Genomic DNA, 19,915 nt, shown 5'->3' with positions numbered 1-19,915 from the left:
CGCGAAGGCGTGCGCTTACGCGCACGCCATCTTTTTACTGAAACCTCTGACCTCAGCGACGGCCAGCCTGTTCCATAACTTCCTTGGCGAAATCGACTTCTTCTTTCTCGATGCCTTCGCCCACTTCAAAGCGAGTGAAACCAACCACTTCGCCACCCGCCGCTTTGACGAACTCAGCAACGGTTTGGTTCGGGTCTTTCACAAACGGCTGCTCGGTCAGGCTGTTTTCAGCCAGGTACTTTTTCAAGCGGCCCTGAACCATTTTCTCAGCGATCTGCTCCGGCTTACCAGCCATATCAGGCTGTGCCAGGATAATCGCTTTTTCAGCGTCCAGCTCTTCCTGAGGCATGTTTTCCGGATGGGCAACGGAGGGATTGATCGCCGCCACGTGCATGGCCACATCTTTCGCAACTTCCGATGAGCCACCGGTCAGCACGGTCAAAACGCCAATGCGGCCACCGTGGACGTACTCACCGACCAAGCCACCGTCAGCAGCGTCGACCACAACGGCACGACGCACGCCAATGTTCTCACCGATTTTTTGAACCAACTGCTCGCGCGCCGTTTCCAGATCGCCCGCCATAACAGCGGCGACATCTTCGCTTTTTGCAGTGAAGAAAGCACCGGCGATCTTGTCGGCAAACGCGATGAAGTTGTCATCACGAGCAACAAAGTCAGTCTCGGAGTTGATTTCGACCATTACGCCGTAGCTACCGTCTTCCGCTACACGCGTTACCACAACGCCTTCGGCGGCGATGCGGTCGGCTTTCTTAGCCGCTTTTAGGCCTGAGCTTTTACGCAGGTTTTCAATTGCAACTTCGATATCACCGTCGGTTTCGGTGAGTGCTTTTTTACACTCCATCATGCCGAGACCGGTACGTTCGCGAAGTTCCTTGACCTGAGAGGCGCTGATAGCTGCCATGAGAATTCACCTCTGAAATGGTTCTATGAGAGTTAAACGCAACACAGAGTATAGGTATGATAAATGACCATCATGTATCACGCTGCCCTATGTCTCTCTGTATTGCGGGGCCGGTATCGAGTGCCGGCAAATTCTTCCGCCCAGGCGTTTCACCTTTCGCGGGAAAAAGGGGGCATAGCCCCCTTTATCTTGATGCGGCACTTCTGCTTACCGCACCCACTGCTGCACTTACTCAGCGGCAGTGTTGTCTTCAGCTGCAGCGGCCTCTTCGGTCACTTCAACGAACTCTTGAGCGTTGCCTTCTTTGGCACGACCACACGCATCCGCAATCGCTTTAACGTAAATCTGGATAGCGCGGATAGAGTCATCGTTGCCTGGGATTACGTAATCAACGCCATCGGGGTTGGAGTTAGTATCCACCACGCCGATAACCGGGATGCCCAGCTTGTTGGCTTCGTTGATCGCGATGCGCTCGTGGTCAACGTCAATCACGAACAGTGCGTCCGGCAGGCCGCCCATGTTCTTGATACCGCCGATAGAACGCTCAAGCTTGTCCTGCTCGCGAGTCGCCATCAAGACTTCTTTCTTGGTCAGCTTCTCGAACGTGCCGTCTTCGCGCATGGTTTCAAGATCACGCAGACGCTTAATCGACTGACGAATGGTCTTGAAGTTAGTCAACATGCCGCCCAACCAGCGATGGTTGACGAACGGCTGACCAGCACGGTTAGCTTCTTCTTTAATTACCTTGCTTGCGCTGCGCTTGGTGCCAACAAACAAAATTTTGTTGTTGGATGCCGCCATCTTCTCGACCACATCGATCGCTTCGTTCAGCGCCGGAAGGGTGTGCTCGAGGTTGATGATGTGAATCTTGTTGCGCGCGCCGAAGATAAATTTGCTCATTTTCGGGTTCCAGTACTTGGTCTGGTGGCCGAAGTGAGCACCTGCTTTAAGCAGGTCACGCATATTAACGTGAGACATGGTAGAACTCCTAAAACTCGGGTTAGGCCTCCACGCACCCCATGGATCCGACCGTTGACCACGTTAGACGCTGCCAGCGGCACCCGGGACCATGTGCCGGTGCATGTGTGTTTTTAAGGCTTGATGTTTTTAGTGATTAATCAAGCATTGCGTCTCTTGAGAGGCATAATGCGGATTCATCGCCCTGCCCTACTGCGTCCTTCCCAGCCAAGAAGCTCGGAATCACGATTGCAGGAAAGCGCGCGGCTTTATACCATAGATCATTGCCAAGATGAAGTCGCACCCCGTTTGACGGTCTTAAATTGCGCCATTCAATTTTCCATTCTGCATTCATATCGAGCATTCATGAACGTTCCTATCAAGACGCCTTCTGAAGTCGAACACATGCGCGAAGCCGGGCGCCAAGCGGCTAGCGTGATTGAAATGATCACACCTCATATCCAGGCAGGCATTAGCACGGGGGAAATCGACCGTCTCTGTCATGAGTATATTGTTAACGAGCTGGGCTCAGCCCCTGCACCGCTGAACTACCATGGTTTTCCCAAAGCGACCTGCACGTCGATTAACCATGTGGTGTGCCACGGCATCCCCGACGACGCCAAGAAGCTCAAAAATGGCGACATCATGAACCTGGATATCACCGTTAAGACCCAAGACGGCTATCACGGCGACTCCAGCGTGATGTTCGTAGTAGGTGAGACGATTCAGGGCGAACGGCTGTGTCGCATTACTCAGGAGTGCCTGTATAAAAGCATTGAGCTGGTGAAGCCTGGCGTGCGCCTTTCGGAGCTTGCCCGCGTGATTCAAAAGCATGCCGAAAGCAGCGGCTACTCGGTGGTGCGCGACTTCTGCGGCCACGGCATCGGCGCTGATTTCCACGAAGAGCCGCAGTTTTTACATTATGATGGCTACGCACCGGATGCCGACATTAAGCTCGCTGCAGGCATGTGCTTTACCATCGAGCCGATGATTAACGTCGGCGGTTATAAAACCAAGGTACTGCGCGATGGCTGGACCGCCGTCACCAAAGACCGCAGCCTTTCAGCACAGTGGGAACACACGCTGCTGGTGACCGAGGGCGGTGTAGAAGTACTGACCGCGCGTGGCGATGAAGACTTCAGTTTTCTAACCAACTGATGCTATTACACCACCACCGGTTTGAGCCGGACACCACGCTTTTCGACCTGGATCTTTTCCGCACCGAGCTTGCCGGTTCACGCTCGCCGGTAGCGCCCTTCAAGGCCGCACTGCGCGAGCTACAGGCGCGTCTGGACGATCAATTTCGCGCCGGTGCGGATATTCGCGACCTTGTGCGTGGCCGCGCCTGGTACTTGGACCAGTTGCTGGCGATTGCCTGGGCGCAGCATGTGTGGCCCGATGAAGGTATTGCGCTGGTGGCGGTAGGCGGCTATGGCCGTGGTGAGCTACACCCCCACTCGGATATCGATCTGCTGCTACTGCTGGCGCAGGACGACGACACCGCCTACCGCGAACCGCTGACCGCCTTTATCACCTTCTTGTGGGATATTGGCTTGGAAATTGGTCATAGCGTTCGCTCGCTTAGCGACTGTGAGCGGGAAGCCGAAGCGGATGTCACGGTGATCACCAACCTGCTCGAATCTCGCCTGATTGCGGGGCCAGAAAGCCTGCGCGAAGCGATGCGCGAGCGCCTTAGTGCCGAGCACATTTGGCCCGCTGACCGCTTCTTTGAGGCCAAGTGGCAGGAGCAAATTGCCCGCCACTACCGCTACAACAACTCTGAGTATCACCTGGAGCCAAACCTCAAAAGCTCGCCAGGCGGGCTGCGTGACATTCAGATGATCGGCTGGGTGGCCAAGCGCCACTTCGGTACCGAGCATTACACCGATATCGTCGCCAACGGCTTTATGAATGATGCCGAACTGCGCATCTTGAGCCAGGGGCAGGCCTTCTTGTGGCAGGTGCGCTATGCCCTGCACATGATTACCGACCGCGCCGAAGACCGCCTGCTGTTTGACCACCAGCGCACCATCGCCGAAATGTTCGGCTTCCGCGATACCCCGGAACGTCTGGCGGTCGAGCAGTTTATGAAGCGCTACTACCGGCATGTCACTGCGCTGGCGGGCCTCAACGACATGCTGCTGCAACACTTCGACGAAGTGATCCTACGTGGAAAAGAAGCGCTGGAGACTGTCAAGCTGAATGAGCGCTTCGAGACCAAAGGCGGCTATATTCAGGTGCGCTCACGCAACCTTTTTCGCGAGCGGCCCGCCGCCATGCTGGAGCTGTTTCTGCTGATGGCCAAGCACCCTGAGATCGAAGGGGTACGCGCCGACACTATCCGGCTGATTCGCGACCACCGCCATCAGATTGACGACCACTACCGGGACGATCCGCGCCACCAACGACTGTTTATGGCCATTATGCGCGCCCCCGGCAACGTGCCGCGCCAGCTCCGACGCATGAACCGCTACGGCATTTTGGGCAAATACCTGCCCGAATTTGGTCGCGCCGTAGGCCTAATGCAGCACGACCTGTTTCACATCTATACCGTTGATGCCCACACCCTGCGGTTACTCAAGTTTTTACACGGCTTCCGCAAACCAGAAGCGAAAGGCGACTTCCCGGTGGCGGCAGCACTGATGCAGCAGCTTCCCAAGCTCGATCTACTGTGGATGGCCGGCCTGTTTCACGACATTGGCAAGGGGCGCGGCGGTGACCACTCGGAAATTGGCGCCCGGGACGTCGAACAGTTCTGCCAGCGGCATCATGTTTCGCCCCATGATACCAATCTGGTCAGCTGGCTGGTGGAGCATCATTTATTGATGTCGATGACCGCGCAAAAGCGCGACATTAGCGACCCCGATGTAATTCGTGATTTTGCCCTGGTGGTGCGTAATGAAACCCGCCTCGACTACCTGTATGTTCTCACCGTGGCCGATATCAATGCGACCAACCCGACACTGTGGAACGGCTGGCGGGCGTCGCTGCTGCGTCAACTGCATGCCGAGACCAAGCGTGCCCTGCGCCGCGGCCTGAACAATCCGCCCGACCGCGACGACTGGGTGCGGGAAACGCGAACCGAAGCACGCTCTTTGCTGCAAACCATCGGCGTTAATCGTGAGCAAATCGATCATCTTTGGGAATCGCTAGGGGAAGACTACTTCCTGCAGTACGCCCCCAGCGAAATCGTTTGGCAGACCCAAGGCATCCTCAATCATAACCAGTCGCCGCTGCCGCTGGTGCTGATCAGCGCCCCCACCGCCGATATGGCCGAAGGCGGCACAAAGGTGTTTATCCACACCCGTTCGGTGGATGATCTGTTCGCCGCCACCGCCGCTGCCATGGAGCAACTGGGGCTATCGATCCACGACGCCCGCATCGCCACTTCCCACAACGACTGGACGCTGAATACCTTTATTGTGCTCGACAGCCACGGCCAACCGATTCGCGACCCTGCGCACATTGAGGAGATGCGCCTGCACTTGGTCGAAGAGCTCGATGACCCCGATGATTATCCAGATATCGTCACGCGCCACACGCCGCGCCAGCTCAAGCATTTCAAGGTACCCACGGAAGTGCTGATTGAGCAGGACCCGGCCAATGAGCGCACCATGCTAGAACTAACGGCCCCCGACCGCCCCGGCCTGCTAGCTCGCGTGGGGCGAATCTTCATGGAGCAGGATATCTCGCTGTCCGCGGCGAAAATCGCCACCCTTGGCGAGCGGGTGGAAGACGTGTTTTTCATCACCACCAAGGCAGGCGAACCACTGACCGACCCTGAACGCCAACAGCAGCTACGCGAGCGGCTGATTGAAGTGTTAGGGGTTTAAGCCTCTTCGCAACCCCGGTTAGGTTTGAGCCTGTACCGGGGCTTGCCTATAATCGTCGGTTTACGCCGCCAGCCATCAACGGACACATCATGAACGCCGATCTTGACGCCCTGCATCCCTACCCGTTTGAAAAGCTGGCCGCGCTGAAAGCCGAGTTAACGCCACCCACTGACTTAGCGCATATTCCGCTGACCATCGGTGAGCCTCAACATGCTCCCTACTCCGCAGCGCTGGAAGCATTAGTAGCGCACCAATTGGAAATGGCCCGCTACCCCGCCACCAATGGCCTGCCAGCGCTTCGTGAAGCCATTACCCATTGGGCAACCCAACGCTTTCAGCTACGCGAACTCGACAGCGAACGGCACGTCGTTCCGGTCAACGGCACCCGGGAGGCAATCTTTGCCTTTGTACAGGCAGCCCTGGATCGCACACGGCCAGCTAAAGTCGCGGTACCCAATCCGTTTTATCAGATTTACGAAGGTGCAACGCTGCTGGCGGGCGGTGAGCCGCTCTATTTGGACTGCACCGCTGAGAACAATTTTCGACCTGACGTTAGTGCGGTGCCTGCCGCTACGTGGCGCGAGGTGCAGATAGTGTTTATCTGCTCACCGGGCAACCCCACCGGCGCAGTGACGCCTCTTGAGGAGTTCAAGCAGCTCATCGCCCTTGCCGATGAGCATGACTTTATCATCGCCTCAGACGAGTGTTATTCGGAGCTGTATCTGGACGAGACCGCCCCACCACCTGGGCTATTACAAGCCTGCGCCGAGCTGGGCCGCGATGACTACCATCGCTGCGTCGTGTTTCACTCGCTCTCCAAACGCTCTAACTTGCCCGGCCTGCGCTCGGGTTTTGTGGCGGGCGATGCCGCCCTGCTAACGCCGTTTAAGCGCTACCGCACCTACCATGGCTGCGCCATGTCGCTGCCTATTCAGCACGCCTCTATCGCCGCTTGGCAGGATGAGCAGCATGTGCGTGCTAATCGCGACGCCTACCGGGAGAAATTTAGCGCGGTGACCGATGTGCTTGCGCCTGTCATGAGCTTCCCTGCGCCTCAGGCTAGTTTCTATCTCTGGCCCGCAGTACCGGGTGGCGACGACATTGCTTTCACCCAGCGCCTGTTTACCGAACAACATGTTAGCGTGCTGCCCGGCAGCTTAATGGGGCGCACGGGAGCAAACGGCATTAACCCAGGTGCTGGGCGCGTGCGGTTAGCACTGGTGGCCGAATTGGCGCCAACGCTGGAAGCGGCACAGCGTATTCGTCATCTGATTGAGCGCGGCTAGCTGAATAGCCAAATCCGCTCAACCGTTCTTTAAGGAGGCTGTATGCTGACGCTCTACATTATTAATACCTGCGACACCTGTCGTAAGGCGCGAAAAGCGTTGGAAGGCAAAGGTATTGCGTTCAAGACCTACGACCTGCGCAAAGATGGCCTTTCGGCGGGTCTGCTTGAGCATATTTTAGAACGTGTACCGCTTGTCGATGTCGTCAACAAGCGCAGCAAAACCTGGCGCGACCTCCCTCAAGAAGAGAAAGACGCCTTTGATACGTCTGCCCGCCAGATACTGATGAAACATCCCACGCTACTGAAGCGACCGCTACTGGAAGTAGACGACTCGACCATTTTGGTTGGCTACCGCGACGGCGATTACGACAAGCTGAGCGGTTAATCGCTTAGCCGCTCTCACTCTTTATTCTTCCCCGACTGATCACTACAGGAAACACTATTATGTTGAGCTTTGCGCTTGGAATCGGCACCCAAAACACCCAGGGCGACTGGCTGGAAATCTACTATCCGGCACCATTGCTCAACCCGTCGGCAAGCTTGGTGGAGGCCGCTCAGCAAGCCCTGGACGCTCCCCAAGGCAACGCCGCCATTAGCTTTTTGCCAGAAGACTGCACACGCTTAGCAAAAGCGCTAGAAGCCACTGGGCACTCTGCCCAGGCGGAGCTTGCTGAAGCGCTTTCTGCTAGCCAGCGGCCGTTGGTTGCCATGTTCCTAGAAACCGACCAGCCGCCGCAAACAGCTCCCGAGGTGTACCTCAAACTGCACCTGCTCTCCCACCGCTTAGTGAAGCCCCACGGAGTGGATCTAACCGGCATGTTTGGCCTGTTACGCAATATTGCCTGGACCAACGAAGGCGCGATTGATATTGAAGAGCTGCCCGCACGCCGGTTGAAGGCGCGCATGGCGGGGCGCGCACTCTCCGTGGATTGCGTTGACAAATTCCCCAAAATGACCGACTACGTCGTGCCTACCGGCATCCGCATCGGCGATACCGCCCGCGTGCGGCTGGGCGCTTACCTGGGCGAAGGCACCACCGTGATGCACGAAGGCTTCGTCAACTTCAATGCAGGCGCCGAAGGCCCGGGCATGGTCGAAGGCCGCATTTCGGCGGGCGTGATGGTGGGTAAAGGTTCGGATCTCGGTGGCGGCTGCTCGACCATGGGCACGCTCTCCGGCGGCGGCAATATCGTGATTAAAGTCGGCGAAGGCTGTTTAATCGGCGCCAACGCGGGCATCGGCATTCCGCTAGGCGACCGCTGCACGGTGGAAGCAGGCCTTTATATCACGGCAGGCTCCAAAGTGACCCTGCTGGATGACCAGGGCCAGGAAGTGAATACCGTCGCCGCTCGCGAGCTTGCCGGTCAAGACGATCAGCTGTGGCGCCGCAATTCGCAGAATGGTCGCATTGAGTGCTTGACCAACAAAAGTGCTATCGCCCTGAACGAGGCGCTGCATGCCCATAACTGAGCCTGAAGCGCTGTCACCCACGCTGCAACTTGCCTTTGAGCTACTGCGCCGACCCTCGGTAACGCCGGATGACGAAGGCTGCCAGGAGCTCATGATTGAGCGCTTAACAGCACTCGGTTTTCATATTGAGCGGCTGCCGTTTGGTGATGTGAAAAATTTTTGGGCAATACGCGGCCATCATGGCCCCGTTGTGGCTTTTGCTGGTCACACCGACGTGGTGCCCAGCGGCCCCTATATCAACTGGCAGTACCCACCGTTCGAGCCCTGTATCGATGACGAGGGAATGCTATGTGGGCGCGGTGCTGCCGACATGAAAGGCAGCCTCGCCTCAATGCTAACCGCCGTTGAGCGCTTTGTAGCCCTCCACCCCAACCACGATGGCCGTATTGCCTTTTTGATCACCTCCGATGAGGAAGGCCCAGCGATCGATGGCACCCGCGCAGTGGTTGAGCATCTACGCGAGCGCAATGAACGCCTTGATTACTGCATTGTCGGCGAGCCATCCTCGACCGCGCGCCTGGGCGATGTGATCAAAAACGGTCGTCGCGGCTCGCTAGGGGCTACGCTCCATATCAAGGGCATACAAGGCCACGTCGCGTATCCGCATTTAGCGCGCAATCCTATTCATCAGGCAATGCCAGCACTCGATGCGCTTGTGAACGAGCACTGGGATGCGGGGAACGCATTCTTCCCCGCCACCAGCTTTCAGATTTCCAACCTACGGGCAGGCACCGGGGCTACCAATGTAATCCCTGGCGATGTGGAAGTAGTGTTTAACTTCCGTTTCTCGACCGAAGTGACCTCTGATGAGCTCAAGGCACGTACCGAGGCTATTCTCGCGCACCATGGCTTGGCGTATCAGATAGACTGGACGCTTAACGGCGAGCCTTTCCTGACCGCTGAAGGCGAGCTTGTCGATGCCGCTATCAAAGGCGTTGAGGCCGTGACGGGGCAACGCCCGATGCTCTCTACCAGCGGCGGCACCTCGGATGGTCGCTTTATTGCTACCCTGGGTGCTCAGGTGGTCGAATTAGGCCCGCTCAACGATACCATTCACAAGGTCAATGAACGCGTTCGCGCCAGCGACCTGGACGATTTAAGCCGGGTTTACGAGGCAACGCTGCAAGCACTGCTCACGCCCGGCGAGGTAAGCGTATGATGGAGCGTTATCCCGATATAGAAATTTACCTGGCCAACGTTTCGTTAGATGCCCTTAATGAGTGGCTAAAAAGCACGTTAATAGCGCCGCCGCTTAGCCCAGCAGGCAAAGGCAAATGGCAAACCCGGGGTCAGTATCAGGGCGACTGCGTACCGGTGTTATTAGTAGACAAAGCCGCCGATGGATTTGCCAGCCTATGGTTTGATAGCAACCACACGCCTTGGTTGACCGATCAAGAGTGTGCCCAACAAGCCGCTGAGGCACTGCAGACCGAAGTGCGCTGCTCGTTGGGCGGCTGGAACCCTGGCGATGACCCCGACCGTTTCTGGCAAGTACTGCCCGGCGGCAAGGAAGGCGCCATAGAGTGGCCTGATTCAGGTCGCTAAAAGAGCTTCCTATAAACGTAAACGACCCCGCCGAGGCGGGGTCGTTTGCTATCCAACTGTCAATAATATCTCGCAATGCTAAGCTGGTAATACCAAATTAGATTGTTAGTTTACTCTATAATGCTCACATCGTCGGCCTGCAAACCACGCTCATTTTTAATCACGTGGTAACGCACAATTTGGCCTTCAGCTAACATACGCGGGCCACGACCACGAATGGCGCGAAAATGTACAAAGACATCTTCACCATTATCGCGAGTGATAAAACCGTAGCCTTTGTTGGTATTGAACCACTTTACTTCCCCCTCTTCACGGCCATCATTGGGATCGATAATGTCTTCTTCCTCATCATCTTCCACAGGAGCAGCCGCCTGAGGCTGGCGTGATGCTGGTTTAGAACGGGCCACTACATCGGACGCTACCACTACCGAAGGCGCAAAAGCAGCAGACGCTAATGTGCCGACACAAAGAACAATAAAACAACCTACAGCAACGGCAATATAGACACCGCTAACTCCACTTATTGCCAGCTCGGCCATCCAAAGCTCGGCGAGGGCACTATCGGTTAAATGAATAATCCCCGCCAGCAGAAGTGGCGTGGGGGCGGCAAGTAATACACTGATTAAGAAACAGCGAAACACAACTTTTGGGTTCATAGAAAATAAAAGCTCTCTTGTTGTATGGGTAACAGACGAAGGACAATACCCGCACTATCAGGCCCATTCCCAATAGCACCGGCATACTACTACATAAGGTTGCAATGTTATCATGACCAACGAATTATCGCCTGCTGAGCTGACCCAACTCGTTGAATCGCTAGAAAGCCGCTTAGCGCATCAAGAGCACTGGCTTGACACACTCGATCAAGCCGTGGTTCAGCAGGAGCGCCGCTTGGAAAAACTTGAGCAGCTAAGTGGCTTGATGCGCGAACGCCTGCGCGAGCAGCATCAGGCACTCCAGGCAAGCGAACCCCAGGGCGGCCAGCGACCTGAGGATGATGTTCCGCCACACTATTAAGCTAATGATAGCGCCAACAAGAGGTATTAATTAGCCTCGAACAACACTCGCGGGATCGCTGCTTTCCAGCCCAAAGGCGTCTGCCACTGCTTGGTAAGTAACCTGGCCAGCGTGCACGTTAAGACCTGGCAGGAAATGTGGATCATCGCGCAACGCCTGCTGCCAGCCCTTATCCGCCAGCGCGAGCACAAAGGGCAGCGTGGCGTTGGTCAACCCCTGGGTAGACGTACGTGCTACCGCGCCAGGCATATTCGCTACGCAGTAGTGAACCACCCCATCGACAATATAGGTCGGCTCGGCGTGAGTCGTGGGCTTGCTAGTTTCGAAACAGCCCCCCTGATCAATCGCCACATCCACCAGCACGCTACCAGGCTTCATATCAGCCAGCATACTGCGAGTGATTAATTTTGGCGCAGCGGCGCCAGGCACCAGCACTGCGCCAATGATCATATCCGATTCGCGCGTGGCAATTTCAAGCGCGTCTGCCGTGGAGTAAACTGTTTTGATACGCCCCTGATAGCGGTCATCGAGCACTTCCAGCCGCGCCAAGGATTTATCCAGAATGGTAACCTCTGCGCCTAATCCTAACGCCATACGGGCAGCATTTTCACCCACCACACCACCACCAATGACAGTCACTTTTCCCGGCGCCACACCGGGCACACCCGGCAGCAGTACACCTGCACCGCCCTGGGCTTTTTCCAGGCTGTGAGCGCCCGCCTGAACAGCCATACGTCCTGCAACGGTACTCATGGGAGCGAGTAGCGGCAGGCCACCACGGGCATCGGTAATCGTTTCATAGGCGATACAGGTGGCACCGCTTTCCATCAGACCACGAGTAAGGTGTTCTTCAGCGGCGAGGTGCAGATAGGTGAACAGCGTGTGCGCCGGGGTGAGCCGCACCACCTCGTCCGGCTGCGGCTCTTTCACCTTAAGAATTAGCTCGGCATTGCGCCACAGAGCGTCCACATTGGCTTCGATCTGCGCGCCAGCAGCTTGAAAATCAGCATCTGCAAAACCAGCGCCATCACCAGCTCCCGACTGAACGCTTACCTGATGACCGCGACCGGTTAACTCACGTGCGCCAGTAGGCGTCAACGCGACACGATACTCGTGATTTTTAATCTCTTTGGGGACGGCGATTTTCATTGATTTTTTCCTGTGCTTATAAAGGTCAGCAATCTTGTTAAGCAAATTACCGCACAGCTAACGTTGACCACCACCCCGGAAATGCAAAACAAAAAAAACGCCGGTTAAGGCGTTTTTTAGGAGAAAAATCTAATGATTGCCGGTTCTACACGAAAAATTCCACTTCTCTTAGCGTCACTCGGCAATAACCGCGCCGCCATAGATACGCCGATACTCCTCGGGTAAACGCTTGGGCCGCCCCGTTGAGAGTGCCACGCAGGCAAACCGCGTGCGGGCATAAAGCAACGTTTTGGCATCCCTGGTACGCATTAGCTGAAAACGCCGCGTTAGGCTGAAGCGCTCATCGCAATCGACAATCCAGGTCGCCAGCTGTAGCGCATCGCCTGCAAAAGCAGGCGCGAGGTAATCCAGTTCATGACGATGAACCACCATGGCCCGGTCAAGCTCTCGGTAGCGCGCAAGCGAGAGACCGAGCGCTTCCGAGTGAGCCCAGCTGATCTGCTCGACCCAGCGCAGATATTCGCTGTTGTTAACATGCTGATAAGCATCAATCGCCTCATCAGCCACATGAATATCGATCACAAACGGATCGGGCAGCGCCCACTCCATCCTTGGCTCCTCTTTATCCTGATTCTCGTGAACTAGTCGCGGAACACGCGCACGCCCAACGCTTTCAGGTAAGACGTTTCAGGAATAGCCGGATGGACGGGATGATCAGGCCCTTGGTGGCCTTGAAAAATCACCTGCCCATGACGATCCTGATGGCGCACCGCGCCACGCACTACGTCCATCAGCCGCTCAGGCGCCAGGTGCATAGAGCAGGAGGCCGACAACAATAGGCCATCACGCCCCAGCAAGCGCATCGCTTCGCGGTTCAAGCGGGCATAGGCACGCTCGCCGTTAGGGATATCCTTGCGCTTTTTAATAAAAGCGGGTGGGTCAAGAACGACCACATCAAACTCTTTGCCGTCAGCTTTCAAGGCTGCCAAGGCTTCAAACGCATCGCCCTCGCTAACAGCCACCTTATCCTGCACGCCATTCAGTTCAGCATTGCGTGCGACTTGCTCTAGCGCTGGGCCTGAAGAGTCCAGGCACATCACCTCTTGTGCGCCATGAACGGCTGCCTGTACGCCCCAGCCGCCTACGTAGCTGAACACATCCAACACGCGCTTACCGGCCACTTGGCGATTGAGCCATTCGCGGTTAACGCGGTGGTCGAAGAACCAACCTGTTTTCTGACCATTGAGCACCGGCACGACAAAACGCGCCCCGTTCTCTTCCAATACCACCTCGTCAGGTAGCGTACCTTTGATGACGTCAACGTGGGCCTCAAGCCCTTCCTGGCGACGACCACCGGTATCGTTACGGAAGACGATGACTTCCGGCTTGATGACTTTCTCTAGTGCATCAACAATCTCATCCGCTAATGCCTGCATGCCGGCCGTATTAAGTTGCACCACTACGACATCGCCAAAACGATCAATCACCAAGCCTGGCAGCAAATCACCTTCGCCATGAATCAAACGGTAGTACGGCTGCGCATAAAGACGCTGACGCAGGGCCAGCGCTTGGTTAAAGCGGTGTACAAACAGCGAGCGATCCAAACGCATTTCAGGATCACGCGACATGACCCGGGCAGCGATGAGCGAGTGAGGGTTAACGTAAGCCACCGCCATGACTTTCCCGTTGGAAGCTTCTACCAGAGCGGTTTCGCCTGCTGCAAAATTTTTCAGCGGCGTCTCTTTAATATCCACTTCATTGGAGTAAATCCATAGATGGCCCGCTTTAAGGCGGCGGTCAGCATTTTTATTCAGGCGCAGGCGTTGGGTCACAACAATCTCCAAAAAACGTAGGCAAAGCAATCACACATAAGAAACAATCAATATTAATAGCGCAAGCGCCGTTTTTAGCGGCTGCCATCAACGCTGGCAGCCGGGGCAAAACACGCTGGCGCGCTGGCCTAGCGTAATGCGGCGTAGTTCCGCGCCACAGCGTAAACAGGGCTGGCCGTGGCGGCCGTAAACATTCAGGCGCTGGGCAAAGTAACCGGGCTCGCCCTGACCACTGACAAAGTCTCTCAGCGTAGTGCCACCTTGCGTAATCGCCGCTGCCAACACTTCTTTCACGGCAAGGGATAAAGCGTCGTAGCGAGCGCGGGAAATTCGTCCCGCTGCACGGCGGGGATCGATGCCCGCCATAAACAGCGCTTCTGCCGCGTAGATATTACCGGCCCCCACCACCACCTGGTTATCCATCAGAAAGGGCTTTACCGCCACTCGCTTGTTACGCGAGAGGGTGTAAAGCCATTTGCCGTTAAACGCATCAGACAAAGGCTCAGGACCCAGATGTGCAAGACGCCTGTCCTGCGTCTCGTCATCGGCCTGCCAGTCCACAAAACCAAACCGACGCGGGTCGTGATAGCGCAATACATAACCGCTAGCAGTGACCACATCGACGTGATCATGCTTTTTAGGCAAGTCACCCACGTTAGCAATGCGTAAACTGCCCGACATGCCCAAGTGCCACAGCAGCGTAGAATCAGCACTGCCAGATGGCGGCGTGGAGTGAATGGGTATTTGCAGGTATTTAGCGCGCCGCTTCAAGACACCAATGCGCGCGCCCACCAATCGCTCAGCCAAGTCATCCGGCACGGGCACACGCAGCCGCGGCTGGCGCACCAGCACTTCGGTGATTTCTTGGCCTTCAATATAAGGGGCAATCCCGCGTCGGGTCGTTTCAACTTCGGGCATTTCGGGCATAGTTGAGCATCGTAACGGCTTGTGATGACAGCCTAATGAAGATGGATTAACCAAGCATGCTGCGCATAAAAAGCATGCATGCAAAAACCCGGCTTGAGGCCGGGTTTTTGAACAAGCTCTCGCCTGCAGAGAAAGCCGATCATTATCGCAAAAGCGATTACTTGATCTTGGCTTCCTTGTAGATCACGTGCTTACGGACAACCGGATCGAATTTTTTGAATTCGAACTTATCCGGGGTGTTCCGCTTGTTTTTATCAGTGGTGTAGAAATGGCCTGTACCGGCACTAGACACCAGCTTGATTTTATCGCGCATGGTTTAACTCTCCCAAAAGGCTTGGCCCAAAAGGCTTGGCCAAAAATGCTGACTTAGATAGCGTCGCCGCGCTTACGAATAGCGACCAAAACTGTGTCGATACCTTTCTTGTCGATGATGCGCATTCCTTTAGTGGAAACGCGCAGCTTGACGAAACGGTTTTCAGACTCAACCCAAAAACGATGGGTGTGCAGGTTTGGCAAGAAACGACGACGTGTCTTACGCTGGGAGTGTGAAACGTTATTTCCAGTTACCGGACGCTTGCCGGTAACCTGACATACTTTGGACATTAGAGCCTCCAACTGCTTGGCCAGGATATGATTACCTGAGTGTTCAAAACTGTCGGGCAAACCGGAGCAGGGAAGGTATCGGCGCCGTTAACCGCCAAGCTTTATCCAAATCCGTTATTCAACCCAAGTTTAAAGGTGGCACTTTATACCAGAGCACTTAGCTGACAGCAAGCAAAAGGGGCTAAAAAGGCCAAACAAGGGCCTGTTAGCTCATTCTACTTAGTCAATATAGCGTAACGCACTACGCGTCGATGCTGGTTACAGCCAGCCACGCTCGGCAAAAGAAACCACTTCTCCATCCCCCACCACGAAATGATCCAACACGCGCACTTCAAACAGCGCAAGCGCGTCTTTTAAGCGTTCAGTGATACGTCGATCAGCATCGCTTGGCTCTGCCACACCAGAAGGGTGGTTATGCGCCAGGATGACGGCGCCAGCGCTAAGTTCTAACGCACGCTTGGCAACTTCGCGGGGATAAACAGATGCGCTGTCTAGGGTACCGCGAAATAGCGATTCATAGCGAATAATTCGGTGCTGGGTATCCAAAAAAAGCACCGCAAACTCCTCATGCCCTAAATGACGTAGCTGCGAGCTCAAATAATGACGCACTAATGCAGGTGATGTCAGCGCATTGCCCCGGGCCAACTGGCTAGCCAAATGGCGCCGCGACAACTCAAGCGTGGCCTGCAGCTGGGCATACTTAGCAGTGCCTAACCCATGGGCAGCGCAAAAGCTTGCTTGGTCCGCCTCCAGCAGTTGGCGCAAGCCACCGAAATTACTGAGCAAATCTCTCGCCAAATCGACCGCTGAACGTCCCTGCACGCCGACGCGTAAAAAAATCGCTAGCAACTCTGCGTCTGAAAGTGCCTGGGCACCCGTATTTAATAGCTTTTCCCGGGGCCGCTCACCCGCTGGCCAGTGATTGATTCCCATCGCACCTTCCGCCCTGCCCGCCTTGGTAATTAGCGCTAACTGCCGTCAAATCAGCCCACCACAATTAGCCTCAGTAAACCTAGCTTACCCTTGTTTGCCCCCAATATGCCAAATTGATGGTGCCAGTGGTATGGTAAGCCTCCTCACGAACGCTGATGTGGATCACTGCCATGGCTTCTGTTGCTGATACAACAAGTACCCCGACAACCGCTTTCCCAAATACACCACTACTCGCTGGCAAACGGGTGCTGCTCGGGGTTAGTGCAGGTATCGCTGCTTATAAAAGCGCTTTACTTGTGCGTTTACTCAAGCAAGCGGGCTGTGCAGTGCGTGTGGTGATGACCGATGGCGCTCAGGCCTTTATTACCCCGCTCACGCTTCAGGCGCTTTCCGGTGAGCCGGTGCGCACCTCCTTGCTCGACCCCGAAGCAGAAGCAGGCATGGGCCATATTGAGCTGGCCCGCTGGGCAGATGTGGTACTGATCGCCCCGGCCACCGCCGACTTAATTGCCCGCTTGGTACACGGCATGGCTGACGACTTGCTCACCACGCTCTGCTTAGCGTCAGAAGCACCTAAGCTGATTGCCCCAGCCATGAACCAGGCCATGTGGCGCCACCCTGCCACTCAGCGCAATGTTGATCAGCTTCAAGACGACGGCTGGCACCAGATAGGCCCTGCCGCGGGCGATCAGGCCTGCGGCGATGTCGGACCTGGCCGTATGAGCGAGCCTGAAGAGATATTTAGCGCTGTGACGGCAATATTGTCAGCGCCGCCTTCTCCTCATTCAGGCGCCTCCGCTAGTGCTCCTCATGCCTCCGCTAGTGCTCCTCATATAGTGATCACCGCCGGACCTACTCGGGAACCGCTGGACCCCGTCCGCTATATCTCAAATCACAGCTCAGGAAAAATGGGCTTTGCCTTGGCAGCAGCGGCAGTGGCTCAAGGGGCCAAGGTGACGCTGATTAGCGGGCCGGTGAATTTACCCACCCCTAAAGGCGTTACGCGGGTTGACGTTGAATCTGCCGAGCAGATGCACAGCGAAGCGCAGCGTCTAGCGCCCCAAGCGGCGCTGTTTATCGGCTGCGCGGCGGTCGCTGACTATCGCGCAGCAGCCCCCGCCGAGCATAAACTCAAAAAGCAGGACGGTAACGACACGCTCACCCTGACCCTGGTTAAAAATCCCGACATTATCGCCAGTGTCGCGGCGCTGCCCGCTGGTCAGCGCCCGCTAGTGGTAGGTTTTGCCGCTGAAACCCAAGAAATTGAGCGTTATGCATGCGATAAATTACAGCGCAAAGGGCTGGATATGATCGTCGCCAACGACGTTTCCCAGGCAGGCCTTGGTTTTGGCAGCGACCAGAATGCCGCCTGGTTGCTCTGGCGCAGCGCGGAAGGCGTAGAGAGCCGAGCGGAAGCGCCTCAGCCGAAGACCCAACTGGCCGCGACCATTATCCAACAAGCGCTCACGCTGCTATCGACCAAAACACCTACTAACGCCTCTGGAGAATCCTTATGAGTACCCGCCCCCAGCTGCAGTGCAAACTGCTGGATGAGCGTCTGAAAGACTATTTACCTCAGTACGCAACAGAAGGTTCGGCGGGAATGGATCTTCGCGCGCTACTGGATGAGCCGCTAACCTTAGCGCCCGGTGAATGCCAGCTCGTACGCACGGGCATTGCGATCTATATTGAAGATCCGGGTCTGGCGGGCATGATCCTGCCACGCTCAGGCTTGGGGCATAAACATGGCATCGTGCTGGGTAACTTAGTGGGTTTAATCGACTCGGATTACCAGGGAGAACTAATGATTTCGGTCTGGAACCGTGGTCAAAGCGTGTTCACGCTAGCTCCCTTCGATCGGCTGGCACAGTACGTGCTTGTCCCTGTTGTCCAAGCTGAACTCAATGTGGTGGATACTTTTGAAGACTCTTCGCGGGGCAGCGGTGGGTTTGGCAGCACCGGCAGTCTGTAGCCATTAGCAGTAGCGATTGGCAAGACATGGTCGTGAAACCTATTAAAGGAAACGTCTGTTTAACTGGGAAGCCTATGAACGCACAGACCGTACCCGCCTCGATTTTTCGCGCCTACGATATCCGCGGTATCGTGGATGACACGCTCACCGAAGAGACGGTGGAAATGATCGGGCGTGCCGTGGGCTCGGAAGCCGCCGCGCGAGGCGAGTCCAGCGTGGCTGTAGCGCGAGATGGTCGTCTTTCCGGCGCTAGGTTACAAGCTGCCCTGATGCGCGGCCTTAACGCTGCAGGATGCGACGTGATCGACATTGGCATGGTACCCACGCCGGTGCTCTACTTTGCCACCCATATACTGCCAAGCACGCAGTCAGGCGTGATGGTTACCGGCAGCCACAATCCACCAGACTATAACGGCTTTAAAATCGTGCTTGGCGGCGAGACGCTCTCCGGCGATGCCATTACCGCTCTATTTGAGCGCATTCAGTTAAACAATTTGGACACTGGCCAAGGCAGCATCACTCAGCAGGATCTCCGAGAAACCTATTTAGCGCGCATTTTAGGTGACATTACAATCAACCGGCCGATCAAAGCGGTGGTAGATTGTGGTAATGGCGTCGCAGGCGAATTGGGCCCACAACTCTTAGCGCGACTTGGGATTGAAACGGTGCCGCTCTTTGCTGAGATTGATGGCAACTTCCCCAACCACCATCCGGACCCTGGCAAGCCGGAAAACATGCAGGACCTGATACGCAAGGTGCAAGACACCGATGCTGATATCGGCCTTGCCTTTGACGGGGACGGCGATCGTTTAGGCGTTGTTACGCCCACAGGCAATCTGATTTATCCCGACCGCCTGCTAATGGTCTTTGCCGCCGACATGCTCACACGCCAGCCTGGCGCCAAAGTCATTTTTGATATCAAGTGCACTGGCAACCTAATCAAAGCAATCAGCGAGGCAGGCGGCGAGCCAGAGATGTGGCGTACCGGACATTCACTGATCAAGGCACGCATGAGGGAGACGGGCGCGCAGTTGGGCGGTGAGATGAGTGGCCACATTTTTTTCCAAGAGCGCTGGTACGGTTTTGACGATGGCCTCTACGCTGCCGCTCGGCTGGTAGAGATTCTCGCCAACCAGCCCAATGATGCAGATACTTTTTTTGCGGACTTTCCCCAAGACGTGAGCACCCCGGAAATTAATATTGCCGTTACAGACGATAACAAATTTTCTCTGATGGATAAGCTTGCTCGCGAGGGCGACTTCGGCGAAGGTATCAAAACTACGTTGGACGGTATTCGCGTTGACTACCAGGATGGCTGGGGGCTGTGTCGCGCTTCAAACACCACACCTGCACTCGTGATGCGCTTTGAAGGTAAAGACGATGCCGCTCTAGCACGTATCAGAAAAGTTTTTAATAACGCGCTACAGCGCGTCGCGCCGGAGCTTGAGCTATCCCACTAATCAAATA

At 55.9% G+C, this 19,915-nt stretch carries 22 protein-coding genes; 11 read left to right on the top strand and 11 right to left on the bottom strand.

Going from position 1 to position 19,915, the window contains the following annotated elements; translation table 11 throughout:
* Window positions 1–52 precede the first annotated feature (52 nt).
* From tsf to ACW44H_RS02210, 3 genes are all read right to left on the bottom strand, one after another.
* Complete coding sequence (gene tsf / locus ACW44H_RS02220; RefSeq protein WP_290695856.1) at window positions 53–922, bottom strand: translation elongation factor Ts; 870 nt, start codon at window positions 920–922, stop codon at window positions 53–55.
* Between the two features lie 228 nt (window positions 923–1,150).
* The gene (gene rpsB / locus ACW44H_RS02215; protein WP_240716930.1) at window positions 1,151–1,900 is read right to left on the bottom strand and encodes a 30S ribosomal protein S2; all 750 of its coding nucleotides are present in this window, start codon (window positions 1,898–1,900) and stop codon (window positions 1,151–1,153) included.
* A 136-nt stretch (window positions 1,901–2,036) separates the two neighbouring features.
* Entirely contained in the window at window positions 2,037–2,243 is a 207-nt protein-coding gene (locus ACW44H_RS02210) for a hypothetical protein (protein WP_113268502.1), read from the bottom strand.
* A gap of 2 nt (window positions 2,244–2,245) precedes the next feature.
* Between ACW44H_RS02210 and map the strand changes: the two genes are divergently transcribed.
* From map to ACW44H_RS02175, 7 genes are all read left to right on the top strand, one after another.
* Complete coding sequence (gene map, locus ACW44H_RS02205; RefSeq protein ID WP_457506535.1) at window positions 2,246–3,037, top strand: type I methionyl aminopeptidase; 792 nt, start codon at window positions 2,246–2,248, stop codon at window positions 3,035–3,037.
* On the top strand, window positions 3,037–5,712 hold the full coding sequence (locus ACW44H_RS02200) for a [protein-PII] uridylyltransferase (RefSeq protein WP_457506533.1): 2,676 nt from the start codon (window positions 3,037–3,039) through the stop codon (window positions 5,710–5,712). Before map ends, ACW44H_RS02200 begins: the two co-directional genes overlap by 1 nt.
* Before the next feature lie 89 nt (window positions 5,713–5,801).
* Window positions 5,802–6,998 carry a succinyldiaminopimelate transaminase gene (gene dapC / locus ACW44H_RS02195; RefSeq protein ID WP_457506531.1) on the top strand — a complete coding sequence of 399 codons (1,197 nt, stop codon included), beginning with the start codon at window positions 5,802–5,804 and terminating at the stop codon, window positions 6,996–6,998.
* A gap of 42 nt (window positions 6,999–7,040) precedes the next feature.
* The gene (locus ACW44H_RS02190; protein ID WP_457506529.1) at window positions 7,041–7,385 is read left to right on the top strand and encodes a Spx/MgsR family RNA polymerase-binding regulatory protein; all 345 of its coding nucleotides are present in this window, start codon (window positions 7,041–7,043) and stop codon (window positions 7,383–7,385) included.
* A 59-nt stretch (window positions 7,386–7,444) separates the two neighbouring features.
* Window positions 7,445–8,470, top strand: a complete 1,026-nt coding sequence (gene dapD / locus ACW44H_RS02185) for a 2,3,4,5-tetrahydropyridine-2,6-dicarboxylate N-succinyltransferase (protein WP_457506527.1) — start codon at window positions 7,445–7,447, stop codon at window positions 8,468–8,470.
* Window positions 8,457–9,629 carry a succinyl-diaminopimelate desuccinylase gene (gene dapE / locus ACW44H_RS02180; RefSeq protein ID WP_113268496.1) on the top strand — a complete coding sequence of 391 codons (1,173 nt, stop codon included), beginning with the start codon at window positions 8,457–8,459 and terminating at the stop codon, window positions 9,627–9,629. Before dapD ends, dapE begins: the two co-directional genes overlap by 14 nt.
* Complete coding sequence (locus tag ACW44H_RS02175; protein ID WP_113268495.1) at window positions 9,626–10,015, top strand: hypothetical protein; 390 nt, start codon at window positions 9,626–9,628, stop codon at window positions 10,013–10,015. Before dapE ends, ACW44H_RS02175 begins: the two co-directional genes overlap by 4 nt.
* 110 nt (window positions 10,016–10,125) lie before the next feature.
* Here the strand turns inward: ACW44H_RS02175 and ACW44H_RS02170 are convergent, their stop codons facing one another.
* Window positions 10,126–10,671: a cold-shock protein gene (locus ACW44H_RS02170; RefSeq protein WP_457506525.1), complete on the bottom strand. Its 546-nt coding sequence runs from the start codon at window positions 10,669–10,671 to the stop codon at window positions 10,126–10,128.
* Between the two features lie 112 nt (window positions 10,672–10,783).
* On the opposite strand from ACW44H_RS02170, the gene ACW44H_RS02165 reads away from it, so the two are divergent.
* Window positions 10,784–11,032 (top strand): SlyX family protein, encoded by a 249-nt coding sequence (locus tag ACW44H_RS02165; RefSeq protein ID WP_113268493.1) that lies wholly within the window; start codon window positions 10,784–10,786, stop codon window positions 11,030–11,032.
* Window positions 11,033–11,062: 30 nt separating this feature from the next.
* Here ACW44H_RS02165 and ald read toward each other — a convergent pair whose 3' ends face one another.
* The 7 genes from ald to radC form a co-directional block, all read right to left on the bottom strand.
* Window positions 11,063–12,181, bottom strand: a complete 1,119-nt coding sequence (gene ald / locus ACW44H_RS02160; RefSeq protein ID WP_457506523.1) for an alanine dehydrogenase — start codon at window positions 12,179–12,181, stop codon at window positions 11,063–11,065.
* Window positions 12,182–12,355: 174 nt separating this feature from the next.
* Complete coding sequence (locus ACW44H_RS02155) at window positions 12,356–12,790, bottom strand: acyl-CoA thioesterase (protein ID WP_457506522.1); 435 nt, start codon at window positions 12,788–12,790, stop codon at window positions 12,356–12,358.
* Between the two features lie 32 nt (window positions 12,791–12,822).
* The gene (locus ACW44H_RS02150; RefSeq protein ID WP_447043167.1) at window positions 12,823–14,013 is read right to left on the bottom strand and encodes a class I SAM-dependent rRNA methyltransferase; all 1,191 of its coding nucleotides are present in this window, start codon (window positions 14,011–14,013) and stop codon (window positions 12,823–12,825) included.
* An 87-nt stretch (window positions 14,014–14,100) separates the two neighbouring features.
* A complete protein-coding gene (gene mutM, locus ACW44H_RS02145) occupies window positions 14,101–14,940 on the bottom strand; it encodes a bifunctional DNA-formamidopyrimidine glycosylase/DNA-(apurinic or apyrimidinic site) lyase (protein WP_457506520.1) in 840 nt (279 codons plus the stop codon).
* Between the two features lie 157 nt (window positions 14,941–15,097).
* Window positions 15,098–15,253, bottom strand: a complete 156-nt coding sequence (gene rpmG, locus ACW44H_RS02140; protein WP_007111734.1) for a 50S ribosomal protein L33 — start codon at window positions 15,251–15,253, stop codon at window positions 15,098–15,100.
* Window positions 15,254–15,306: 53 nt separating this feature from the next.
* Window positions 15,307–15,543, bottom strand: a complete 237-nt coding sequence (gene rpmB / locus ACW44H_RS02135) for a 50S ribosomal protein L28 (protein WP_022520205.1) — start codon at window positions 15,541–15,543, stop codon at window positions 15,307–15,309.
* A 258-nt stretch (window positions 15,544–15,801) separates the two neighbouring features.
* The gene (gene radC / locus ACW44H_RS02130; RefSeq protein ID WP_113268488.1) at window positions 15,802–16,476 is read right to left on the bottom strand and encodes a RadC family protein; all 675 of its coding nucleotides are present in this window, start codon (window positions 16,474–16,476) and stop codon (window positions 15,802–15,804) included.
* 170 nt (window positions 16,477–16,646) lie between these two features.
* Between radC and coaBC the strand changes: the two genes are divergently transcribed.
* The 3 genes from coaBC to ACW44H_RS02115 all read left to right on the top strand — a co-directional run bounded on the left by coaBC (window position 16,647) and on the right by ACW44H_RS02115 (window position 19,908).
* Complete coding sequence (gene coaBC / locus ACW44H_RS02125) at window positions 16,647–17,993, top strand: bifunctional phosphopantothenoylcysteine decarboxylase/phosphopantothenate--cysteine ligase CoaBC (protein WP_457506517.1); 1,347 nt, start codon at window positions 16,647–16,649, stop codon at window positions 17,991–17,993.
* Window positions 17,990–18,448: a dUTP diphosphatase gene (dut, locus tag ACW44H_RS02120; protein ID WP_113268487.1), complete on the top strand. Its 459-nt coding sequence runs from the start codon at window positions 17,990–17,992 to the stop codon at window positions 18,446–18,448. The genes coaBC and dut overlap by 4 nt, the downstream gene beginning before the upstream one ends.
* Before the next feature lie 74 nt (window positions 18,449–18,522).
* A complete protein-coding gene (locus tag ACW44H_RS02115) occupies window positions 18,523–19,908 on the top strand; it encodes a phosphomannomutase/phosphoglucomutase (protein ID WP_457506515.1) in 1,386 nt (461 codons plus the stop codon).
* The last annotated feature ends 7 nt before the right edge of the window (window positions 19,909–19,915 follow it).

Source organism: Vreelandella sulfidaeris Esulfide1, assembly GCF_054072535.1.
Note: the sequence above shows the minus strand (reverse complement) of the source record. Positions and strands in the feature narration are given on the sequence as shown.